Genomic DNA, 8,985 nt, shown 5'->3' with positions numbered 1-8,985 from the left:
AGGTTGGCCATGTAGCCGGTGGAAAACAGCAATGCCCGCTCGCGGCCACAGAACGCCGCCAGTTCCTCTTCCAGGGCATGGTGCTCGCGGGAGTGGCCGCATACCAGGTGAGAGGCTCCACTGCCCACCCCCAGATCATCGGCGCCGGCTCTGAATGCCTTGATGACATCCGGGTGGTTGGCCAGGCCCAGATAGTCGTTGCTGCAGAAACCGACCAGGTGGCGGCCATCGACCACCACCTCGGGGCCCTGCGGGGAGGCCAGCGTCCGACGCTGGCGATAGAGAGACTGGGCCCGACGAGCCGTCAGTGCGGGCCCGAGCGCCGCATCCAGAGAGGCGTGGGGCACGGCTTACTTGGCGGCGTTGTAGAAGAATTGGTCGTTGCGCGCCTCTTCCAGCGCCCCGGCCAGCTCGACCTCATCCTGCTCGGCTTCGTCGATATGCACTTCGCGCTGCTCGGGCTGAATCCCCAGGCGCTTGAACAACTGCATGTCCTTATTGGCTTCCGGGTTAGCGGTCGTGAGCAGTTTCTCGCCGTAGAAAATCGAGTTGGCGCCGGCCAGGAAGGCCATGGCCTGCATCTGGTCGTTCATCTCCTCGCGCCCGGCAGACAGACGGACATGCGACTGAGGCATCAGAATCCGGGCCACCGCAATGGTGCGGATAAACTCGAAGGGGTCCAGGTCTTCCTCTTCCGCGAAGGGTGTGCCGGCCACTTTCACCAGCATGTTGATGGGTACCGACTCCGGGTGGTCCGGCATGGTGGCCAGTTGCTGCAACAGACCCGCGCGGTCGGTCTTTTCTTCGCCCATACCGACAATACCGCCACAACAGACTTTCATGCCGGCCTTGCGAACGTTGTCCAGGGTTTCCAGACGATCCTGATAGGTACGGGTGGTGATCACCTCGCCGTAATACTCGGGAGAAGTATCCAGGTTGTGGTTGTAGTAATCCAGGCCCGCCTCGGCAAGGGTTTTTGCCTGCCCTTCGTCGAGCATCCCCAGCGTCATGCAGGTTTCCAGGCCCAGGGACTTGACTCCTTTGACCATGTCCGTGACGTAGTTAAGGTCCCGGTTCTTGGGGCTGCGCCAGGCGGCACCCATGCAAAAGCGGGTGGCGCCGCTGGCCTTGGCGGCCCGGGCTTCTTCCAGCACTTTCTCTACCGCCATCAGACGCTCGCGCTCCAGACCGGTGTCGTAGCGGGCACTCTGGGGGCAGTATTTGCAATCTTCCGGGCAGGCGCCGGTTTTGATCGAGCACAGGGTGCTGACCTGCACTTGATTGGGATCGAAGTGGGCGCGGTGCACGGTCTGTGCCTGAAACATAAGGTCGCTGAACGGCAGGTCAAACAGGGCGAGAATCTCGTCCCGGGTCCAGTCGTGGCGAATCGGCGGTTGTGCGGTGGCGTTCATGGTTCGATCCCGGTGTGTTTGAGGTCCAAAAGCCCTCTATAGTAGCGGCCCACAGGCCGCTGTCAACCAAAATGCCCTGATCGGGTTTACAGCGCCCTCGCCCACAGGGTCGCACATCCGGCGGCCTGGGCCTTCGGGGCTGGACGTCAGCGGCCCGAGAAGTCATGATCTACCTGCAAGCCACCAACCAAAGGACTACCCCCCATGTGGAATGGATTGAAGTGGAATGGACTCAAGGGCCTCATGGCCACCCTGCCCCGGCTGCCCCGATCCTGTCTGCTGTGCTCGCAACCCGGTGCCGACCTGCTGTGCCCGGGGTGCGAATTCGGTCTACCCTACCTCGCCCGCCACGATCATCAATGCCTGACCTGCGCCCTGCCGCTGTCCGTGGATAGTCGCTACTGCGGGTACTGTCTGCAGGCACCGCCAGACTTTGAACGCTGCCGGGTCCTGGGGACCTACGACTACCCTCTGGACAACCTGGTCCACGCCTTCAAGTACCGCCGCAAACTGGCATCGGGCCGGGCCTTGAGCGGTTTGTTGGCCGGGCTGCTCAGGGCTGAGCGGGAGGAAGAGAGTGAAGAGACCTGGCCGGAGTTGCTGATCCCGGTCCCCATGCACTGGACCCGTCGGCTAAAGCGCGGTTTCAACCAGACGGAACTGTTGGCCCACGACCTGGGCCGGGCACTGAGCCTACCGGTGCTCAGCCGGGTGGCGCGAAGACCCCAGCCGACCCGCGCCCAACAGGGGCTGACCCGAACCGCCCGCATCCACAACCTGCGCCATGCTTTTTCCTTGAACCCCCGCCACGAAAAGCGCCTTGCGGGACGGCGGGTTGCCCTGGTTGACGATGTAGTGACCACTACCAGCACCGTGCGGGCACTGAGCCGGCTTATACGGGAGGCGGGAGCCCGCTCGATGGAAGTCTGGGCACTGGCCCGGACGCCGGAATCGCCCGAAGCCCATCAAAGTACTCGATAGCCTCGATCTATTTGTATTACCATATTACATCATGGTAGTTTGTTGAGCGTAAGTTCAATAAATACAACCTGGCGGGCGAACATCGCTTGTGGCGCTCCGCCTGATACCGCGAGGCAAAATACCATGACATCACGCAATACCAAGACCCTCGGGTTCCCCTTTCCGACCGCGGTCAGCGCGCTGGCCCTGAGTCTGTTCCTGACCGCCTGTGGCGGCGGTTCCGGTGGTGGCGAAGCCCCGACGAATTCCGACGGTCCCAGTCAGGAGGCGCCTGAGAACAACGATAGTCCGGATCAGGAAACGCCCGAGGATGACGACCAAGACAGCCCTCAGGGATCGGTCAGTCCAACCTTTACCAACATTGCGGTCCACGACCCCTCGGTGACCAAGGTGGGCAGCGACTACTATGTGATTGGTTCGCACCTCTCCATGGCCAAAACCGATGACATGATGAATTGGGAGCGGGTCGCCGATGGCGTTACCCCCGCCAACCCCCTGTTTGACGACGTCACCGAAGAGCTGGCCGATGCCCTTGGCTGGGCCGATGCCAACACCCTTTGGGCGGCCGATATCATTCAGCTCAAGAGTGACGGGCGGTATTACATGTACTACAACGCCTGCCGGGGCGATGCACCACAATCGGCCATGGGGATCGCTGTCGCCGACAATATCGAGGGGCCCTACGAGAACATAGAGATTTTCCTGCGCTCGGGCTCCGAAGCGGATAGTGCGCTTGAGCCAGGCGCGGTGACCGAGGGCTATATCGCCGATCCCTACAATTCCTTCATCCACCCGAACGTTATTGATCCGCACACGTTCTACGATCATGAAGGTAATCTCTGGATGACTTACGGCTCCTACTCCGGCGGGTTGTTTATAATGCAGATGGATCCGGACACCGGTTTACCGCTGCCGGATCAGGGTTACGGCACCCACCTGATGGGCGGCAACCACACCCGAATTGAAGCCCCTTATGTGCTTTACAGCCCCGAGTCCGAGTACTACTACCTGTTCAGCTCCTTCGGCGGTCTGGACGCCAACGGTGCCTACAATATTCGCGTGGCCCGAGCCGAAAACCCAGGCGGCCCCTACTACGACTACGAGGGCAATGACGTTGCCGACGTGAAGTCTGACGGCAGCACCTTCTTTGATGATGAGGCCATTGAAGACGGTGCGGTGAAGCTGATGGGCAACTTCCAGTTTGCCGATGGCGGCAATGGCTACGTCTCCCCGGGACATAACTCGGCCTATTACGACGAAGGCCTGGGCAAACACCTGATGTTCTTCCACACTCGTTTCCCCGGACGCGGTGAACAGCACGAAGTCCGTGTGCACGAACTGTTCATCAATGCCGATGGCTGGCCGGTGGTGGCACCGCATCGCTATGTGCCCACGTCTGAGACGGACGAGACCATCGAGTCAAGCATAAGCGAAGCCGACGTACCGGGCACCTACGAGCTGGTCAACCACGGCCTGGACATCACCGCCCAGATCAAAAGCTCCGTGACCATCGAGCTGGAAGACGGCGGTCAGATCTCCGGCGAGGCCAGCGGTGACTGGACCCTCGGGGCGGACAACGCCATCACTGTGACCCTGGATGACGAAGGCACCTTCGAGGGCGTGGCCGCGCGCCTGTGGAGCCCGTCGGAACAGGAGTTTGTGGTGACCTTCAGTGCACTGTCGGTGGACGGTGTGGCCATCTGGGGCAGCCGCTCGCTCGACTGATCTCCCATCCGCCCTCCCATAACCGGTACAATGCCGGTTTGGGAGGGCACTATGAGCACATCCGCACATCCTTACGAAGCGCTCTCGCCGGATCTGGTCCTGGATGCGGTGGAAAGTAGCGGCTACCTGAGTGACATGCGCATTCTGGCGCTCAACAGCTATGAGAACCGGGTGTATCAGGTGGGCATGGAAGAGGGTCCGCCGTTGATCGCCAAGTTCTACCGCCCGGAGCGTTGGAGCGACGCGCAGATTCAGGAAGAACACGACTTTACCCGGGACCTGCTGGACCTGGAAGTGTCCGTCGTGCCCCCTTTACCCGATGTCGAAGGCCACACCCTGCGCGAATACCAGGGCTTTCGTTTCGCCCTTTACCCCCGTCAGGGCGGCCACGCCCCGAATCTCGATGACTTCGACCAATTGCTGACGCTGGGCCGGGTACTGGGACGCATTCATGCCCTGGGCGAGGCCCGTCCGTTTGCGCATCGCCCGACCCTGGACGTCCAGAGCTTTGCGGTGGACAGTTACGAATTTCTGCTATCCGAGTCATTCATTCCCGAAAGTCTGCGCCCCTCCTATGAAACGCTGGGGGCGGATCTGATCCATCGCCTTGAGCGCATTTTTGCCGACGCCGAATACACCCCCATTCGCCTGCACGGGGACTGCCATCCGGGCAACATTCTGTGGCGGGATGATGCACCACACTTTGTCGACTTTGACGATGCCCGCAACGGGCCGGCGGTACAGGATCTGTGGATGCTGCTGTCGGGGGAAAGGGAGCAACAGACCGCACAACTGTCGGAAATCGTGGAGGGTTATCAGGAGTTCTGTGATTTCAATTTTGCGGAACTGAACCTGATTGAGGCGCTGCGCAGTTTGCGCATCATGAATTACAGCGCCTGGCTGGCGCGTCGCTGGCAGGACCCGGCATTTCCCAAAAGCTTCCCCTGGTTCAATACCGAACGCTATTGGGGCGAACACATTCTGGAGTTGCGGGAACAGTTGGCGGCTCTGGACGAGCCGCCACTGGCACTTTTTTAGAAAAGCAGGGACTCGCTTAACGCTCCTTGCTTTCCAGATAGCGGAAGAAGTCTGAGTCCGCCCGAATCATCAGTGTGGTGTTATCGCCCAGCGCCGAGTAGGTTTCCAGAGTGCGCAGGAACGCGTAAAACTCCGGGTCCGCCCCAAAGGCTTCACCGTAAATTTTGATCGCTTCGGCATCGGCGTTACCGCGAATTTCCTCCGCGGTACGCGCCGCCTCGGAGTTGATCCGGCGCAGCTCACGCTCCATTTCACCGGTAATTTCCAGGCTGCGCCCCTGCCCCTCGGCACGGAAACGCTCGGCGATGGCCTGGCGCTCGGAAATCATGCGATTCTCCACTTGGCGGCGCACCGAATCGATGTAGTTCAGGCGCTTGATACGCACATCGATCAGTTCTATCCCCAGACTCGGGGTCATCTTGGCGGCGCTTTTGAGAATTTCCGCCTCGAGTTTTTCCCGCCCCAGTTTCGGCCGCTTGGTCAGGGCCACATCGTCCCGATCCTGTTCGACTTCGTCGAGGTCATCCACGTCCACATTCCAGTCACCGGAGCGGACAATCTCTTCGAGCTCGGTACCCGAGACAATATCCCGCACCACCGAATCGACAATATCATCCAGGCGGTTTCGACCGCCACGCTCGTCGCGCACGCTACGCAGGAACTGTAACGGATCAGTGATGCGCCAGCGGGCCGTGGTATCGACCTGAATGAATTCCCGTCCAAGGGTCGGAATCTGGGTGACGTCGCCGTCCCAGATCAACAGCCGCCGATCGAACCGGCGCACCTCCTGGATGAAGGGCAGCTTCCAGTGCAGGCCGGGCTCGCTGACCACATCGCCCTGGGGCTCACCAAACTGAACGATGATGGCCTGCTCGGCCTCATCCACCACGTAGGCTGACGAAAATACGGTAACGGCAACCGCCGCCAGAATGATTGCAAAAATTCCACCTTTCATTATTTGGCCTCCTGGCGCGCATCGCGAATGTTCATCAGGGGCAAGGGGCCGACCTGATCGTCCTGAACCATCAATACCTGGCCGACCTTGGGCAACAAGCCGCCCATGGCTTCCAGATACAGACGCGAGCGGGTGACTTCGGGCACGTTCTGGTATTCCTCCAGCATGGCGCGGAAGCGGGCGGTTTCCCCGTAGGCTCGGTTGACCCGCTCGGTGGCATAGCCTTCAGCCTCAGCGATCAGACGCTGCGCTTCACCTTCGGCGCGGGGAATCTGCTGGTTGGCGCGCTTGGTGGCTTCGTTGATCATCCGCTCGCGCTCCTGTCGGGCTTCGTTCACTTCGTTAAATGCGGGGCGCACTGCCTGGGGCGGCACAACGTCTTGAAGCTCGACGGTAATGATGTGTAAGCCGGAGTTATAGCGATCCATGACCTGCTGAATTTCTTCACGCGCCAGTTGGGCGATTTCCACCCGCCCAACGGTCAGCACTTCCGAGCCGAGGCGGTTACCCACCACCCGACGCATGACGGATTCGGAAATGTCCCGCAGCGTGGTGTCGGGCTCGCGCTGCTGGTAAAGATACTTGATAGGATCCTGAATGCGATACTGCACCACCCACTCGACGTTGATCACATTGAGATCACCGGTCAGCATCGCCGACTCGCCGGTAAAATCCTGACTGGAATAACGACTGGCCTCATTGCCCCGCTGGCCGACAGTACGAAAGCCGAACTCCTGCTTGAGCACCCGGGCCGAGGCGACACGTTGTACTCTGTCGATTCCAAAGGGAAGTTTGAAGTGCAGGCCCGGATCGGTGATCGCCACCACTGCACCAAAGCGCTTGACCACTGCCTGCTGCTCAGGCTGAACAGTGTAAAAACTGGTAAAGCCGCCCCAGAGGATGAGGAGGGCGAGGGGAATCAGCAGGCCCAATCCGATTCCCGGAAGGCGAGGGAGATGCCGGGTGAGTTCGGCAAAATCATCCTTCAGATTCCTGTGTGAATTATTCATTGTCTGCTCCTTTCATGACCCGGCGCAGTAAGCGCGCCGAGGCGGAACCTTAACAGAAGCAGTGGCCAGTGTCCCGCTTTGGGCGGGTCAGACACTCATCCGGGGCGATAGTTGGTCAGCACCTCATCGACCCCGGACTCCAGTGCCCAATCGACCTCCCGCTCACTCTCCGGAAGAAATGCCAGCACCCGCCCTTGCCGGCGACGATAGCGCTCCACCATGGCCGGGCGTAACAGGCGCACACCAGCCAGCCTGGGCGGTAGCGAGTAAGTGGCGCCGGGCTGAATACCCGCCAGAGGCGGTAGCCCCGCCGCGCAGGCCAGTCCGGCGCGTCGACACTCGGGCATGGGCACCATGCACTCGATCTCGGGCTGCTCATCCAGCAGCAGTCGTTGCTGACGGGGGTCCCAGAACAGAAACCGGGCGCGGCCGCTCAACAGCGCCTGGCCTTCGCCCTGCCACTGCGCCAACAACAGGGCCAGGGTCCGCTCACCGTATTCGGGTTTAATGTCGAGAATCCAGTGGTGCTGTCCGAATTCCTCCAGCCACTGGTCAAAAAACAACAGTGGCTCCCCTCCCTTCAGGCGAACCTGCTCAAGCTCGTGGCGGGTCGCTTCGGTGACTTTCAGTGGAAGCCCGGCAACCCGGCTCAGGTCTTCATCGTGGGCAAGCACCAGGTGCCCGTCCGCGGTGCTGCGCAGGTCGGTTTCCAGATGCGAAAACCCGGCATCCAACGCCGCCCGAAAGGCATTGGCCGTGTTTTCCGTGGCCCGGTCGCACAGGCCACGGTGACTGATCCAGAGGGGGGCGGACATCAATAATTTCCTCCTGTTGTTCCGGGCAGGCCAGTGGCACCCAAGCGTGTCATTTTATTCTCCGGCCAATGCGGTAGCATAGGCACAGGACAGTATACCCCCGGACGCCCAACGGACCGCCTATGCTCTATTGGATAATTGCGCTTTTCCATCTGGTCGTGATGCCCATCGCCGCCGTGCACGCCCTGATTTACAAACGGGATCACCGCGCGGCCCTGGGCTGGATCGGGGTCATTCTGCTTTTCCCCGTCGCCGGGCCGCTACTCTACTTCCTCTTCGGGATCAACCGGTTGCGCACCAAAGCCCAGGTATTCACCGGCCACCACCTGCCGGTCATGTTCTTTGGTTACGACCGCACCAGCCCGCCCCTGCTGCTCAACCCCGATCCGCTGATCGACACTTTACCCAACCCGGATCTGGCCCGGGTGGGGAGCCGGGCAACCGGACAGCCCCTGCTGCCGGGCAACCAGGCCAACATTCTGATCAACGGTGAAGCCTTCTTCCCCGAGCTACTTCGGTCAATTGAAGAAGCCCGTCACTGGATTCTGCTGTCCACCTACCTTTTCGGCCACCGGGGTGAGGCCCGAGCGGTGATTGATGCCCTGATCCGGGCCAAGGACCGGGGCGTTGCCGTCTATGTGCTCGCGGACGGGATCGGCACCAGCTATTCGTGGCGCACTGCCATCCGCGCCCTGCGCCGGGCCGATGTGAGCGTGGCCCTGTTCACGCCGCCCTCGCTGCTGCCACCGTCGCTGGATATCAACCTGCGCAATCACCGCAAAATTGCGGTTGTGGATCAGCAGGTCGGCTTTTTCGGTGGCATCAACATCGATGATCGGCATATGGTGGCCAACCCCCACAACCGCCACCCCACCGAGGATGTCCACTTCCGGGTGAACGGGCCTCTGGTGGCCGAGTTGACCCACCTGTTCTGCCACGACTGGGATCTGGTGACCGGCCGAAAGCCCGCGCTCACCGAGCTGCCCTGTCCCACGGCGGGCCGCAGCGTCTGCCGCCTGATTGATGACGGCCCCCACGACAACCTCAAT

At 61.0% G+C, this 8,985-nt stretch carries 9 protein-coding genes; 4 read left to right on the top strand and 5 right to left on the bottom strand.

The genetic code is table 11. The annotated features are described in order from the left end of the window. Both B3187_RS04640 and bioB read right to left on the bottom strand, forming a co-directional pair. Window positions 1-347, bottom strand: a 347-nt coding sequence (locus tag B3187_RS04640; protein WP_414673674.1) for an aminotransferase class I/II-fold pyridoxal phosphate-dependent enzyme, incomplete at its 3' end; no start/stop codon positions are given. A gap of 3 nt (window positions 348-350) precedes the next feature. Continuing rightward, on the bottom strand, window positions 351-1,412 hold the full coding sequence (gene bioB, locus B3187_RS04635; protein ID WP_024461100.1) for a biotin synthase BioB: 1,062 nt from the start codon (window positions 1,410-1,412) through the stop codon (window positions 351-353). A gap of 204 nt (window positions 1,413-1,616) precedes the next feature. Between bioB and B3187_RS04630 the strand changes: the two genes are divergently transcribed. The 3 genes from B3187_RS04630 to B3187_RS04620 all read left to right on the top strand — a co-directional run bounded on the left by B3187_RS04630 (window position 1,617) and on the right by B3187_RS04620 (window position 5,156). Then, on the top strand, window positions 1,617-2,393 hold the full coding sequence (locus B3187_RS04630; protein WP_286804818.1) for a ComF family protein: 777 nt from the start codon (window positions 1,617-1,619) through the stop codon (window positions 2,391-2,393). 123 nt (window positions 2,394-2,516) lie between these two features. Beyond that, the gene (locus tag B3187_RS04625) at window positions 2,517-4,118 is read left to right on the top strand and encodes a glycoside hydrolase family 43 protein (RefSeq protein WP_286804817.1); all 1,602 of its coding nucleotides are present in this window, start codon (window positions 2,517-2,519) and stop codon (window positions 4,116-4,118) included. A gap of 51 nt (window positions 4,119-4,169) precedes the next feature. Then, window positions 4,170-5,156 (top strand): serine/threonine protein kinase, encoded by a 987-nt coding sequence (locus tag B3187_RS04620; protein ID WP_123638152.1) that lies wholly within the window; start codon window positions 4,170-4,172, stop codon window positions 5,154-5,156. A 16-nt stretch (window positions 5,157-5,172) separates the two neighbouring features. On the opposite strand, the gene hflC is transcribed toward B3187_RS04620, so the two are convergent. The 3 genes from hflC to B3187_RS04605 form a co-directional block, all read right to left on the bottom strand. Further along, window positions 5,173-6,111: a protease modulator HflC gene (gene hflC / locus B3187_RS04615; RefSeq protein ID WP_123638153.1), complete on the bottom strand. Its 939-nt coding sequence runs from the start codon at window positions 6,109-6,111 to the stop codon at window positions 5,173-5,175. Next, window positions 6,111-7,121 (bottom strand): FtsH protease activity modulator HflK, encoded by a 1,011-nt coding sequence (hflK, locus tag B3187_RS04610; protein ID WP_123638154.1) that lies wholly within the window; start codon window positions 7,119-7,121, stop codon window positions 6,111-6,113. The genes hflC and hflK overlap by 1 nt, the downstream gene beginning before the upstream one ends. Window positions 7,122-7,216: 95 nt before the next feature. After that, window positions 7,217-7,936 (bottom strand): glycerophosphodiester phosphodiesterase, encoded by a 720-nt coding sequence (locus B3187_RS04605; protein ID WP_286804813.1) that lies wholly within the window; start codon window positions 7,934-7,936, stop codon window positions 7,217-7,219. A gap of 122 nt (window positions 7,937-8,058) precedes the next feature. Here B3187_RS04605 and B3187_RS04600 point away from each other — a divergent pair. Beyond that, a partial coding sequence (locus B3187_RS04600; protein WP_286804812.1) for a phospholipase D-like domain-containing protein occupies window positions 8,059-8,985 on the top strand: 927 nt, incomplete at its 3' end.

Source organism: Marinimicrobium sp. UBA4209, from assembly GCF_002381585.1.
Taxonomy (GTDB): domain Bacteria; phylum Pseudomonadota; class Gammaproteobacteria; order Pseudomonadales; family Cellvibrionaceae; genus Marinimicrobium; species Marinimicrobium koreense.
The sequence above is the reverse complement of the archived record's forward strand: the minus strand, read 5'-3'. Positions and strand labels throughout refer to the sequence as shown.